This window comes from Alistipes sp. DJF_B185, from assembly GCF_964250025.1.
Lineage (GTDB): Bacteria > Bacteroidota > Bacteroidia > Bacteroidales > Rikenellaceae > Alistipes > Alistipes finegoldii.
This window is the reverse complement of the sequence record NZ_CAXUDY010000055.1, coordinates 1-1,628: the sequence shown is the minus strand read 5'-3', so window position 1 is coordinate 1,628 and position 1,628 is coordinate 1. Positions and strand designations below refer to the sequence as shown.

Annotated in this window: 2 protein-coding genes; both read left to right on the top strand. The window is 37.1% G+C overall.

What is annotated here, in order from left to right:
* The first annotated feature begins 40 nt into the window (after window positions 1-40).
* A complete protein-coding gene (xerA, locus tag ACESTR_RS16025; RefSeq protein ID WP_082426800.1) occupies window positions 41-1,033 on the top strand; it encodes a site-specific tyrosine recombinase/integron integrase in 993 nt (330 codons plus the stop codon).
* 57 nt (window positions 1,034-1,090) lie between these two features.
* Window positions 1,091-1,628, top strand: a 538-nt coding sequence (locus ACESTR_RS16020; protein WP_373179440.1) for a restriction endonuclease subunit S, incomplete at its 3' end; no start/stop codon positions are given.

The window sequence follows — 1,628 nt, the reverse complement described above, 5'->3', positions numbered from 1 at the left end:
GCAGTCCTTTATATTATATATGGACTAAAATATCAGAATTATGAAAGAGAACATCATTCAGGCGATAGTTGCGAAAATGCAGCGTAACTTGGATTGCCGACAAATGGTACAGCTTAAAGCGGTACTTGCATCAGAACTGCATAATGTGGAAATAATCGAAAAGAAAGAATGTGCAAAACAACAAGCACAAGAAAATGAGCATCTTTTAAACTCTTTTATCTCAGCAAAAAAGATTGAAGGATGCTCTGATAAAACATTGGCATACTATCGTAACACTATTGAACGATTGTTATTTACACTTTCCGTGGCTATTTGTCATATAACCACAGCAGATATTCGTACCTATCTGTCCAATTATCAAGAAGAGCATTTGTCCAGTAAAGTAACTATTGACAACATGCGGCGTATCTTTTCAAGTTTCTTTGCATGGTTGGAGGATGAAGACTATATTGCAAAGAGTCCTGTAAGGCGGATTCATAAAGTAAAAACAGACTCTCTTGTAAAAGAGGTACTTTCTGATGAACAGTTGGAACAACTTCGGGACAGTTGTACCAACAAAAGAGATTTAGCTATTATAGACATCCTATCATCCACAGGTATCCGTGTAGGTGAATTGGTGAAACTGAACCGAGAAGATATAGATTTTTATGAGCGGCAATGCGTAGTATTTGGGAAAGGCAACAAGGAACGTATTGTTTATTTCAATGCCAGAACGAAATTGCATTTACAGCAATACCTTGATTCACGTACTGATAATAATCCGGCTTTATTTGTTTCACTATATTCACCATACACACGCTTAACTATCAGCGGTGTGGAAGTGCGTATTCGGAGACTTGGACAATCACTTTCCATGCCAAAGGTACATCCTCACAAATTTCGCCGAACTCTTGCTACAATGGCTATTGACAAAGGTATGCCTATTGAACAAGTACAATGCTTATTAGGCCATGTGCGTATTGATACGACTCTGCACTATGCCATTGTAAACCAAAACAATGTAAAGTTGGGTCATAAGAAATATTTGGGATAGACAATCATACCGGATTCTGCCTGAAAATGCGTAAATTTGCATCAAAATTGGATGCAAATGAGAAAATATAAATTAGGAGATATCGCTACTGTAGAAATTAGTGGAGTAGATAAGAAAATAAAAGATGGAGAAGAAGATATCCGTCTATGTAATTTTGTGGATGTCTATTATAACTGGGCTATCACTATGGCTCGGCATGATAGTTTTATGCTTGCCACTGCCCGTCCCAATGAAATTTCCAAGTTCCAATTGAAGAAAGGTCAAGTTGCATTAACCAAGGATAGTGAAACTCGTGATGACATTGGCATTTCTACTTATATAGCCGATGATTTTAATGATGTCATATTGGGTTATCATTGTGCATTGATAACGCCCAATAAAGATATTCTAGATGGACGTTATTTGAATGCCCTTATGCATACGGGCTATGCAAAGAAATATTTCGCTTGCAATGCCTCGGGAAGTGGACAACGCTATGCGTTATCAGCAGAAATACTCAATTCATTTCCTGTACCAGTAATTCCATTGCAAAAACAAAAACAAATTGGCGAAATATTCTCTGCATTAGACAAAAAGATAGAACTCAATAAGCAGA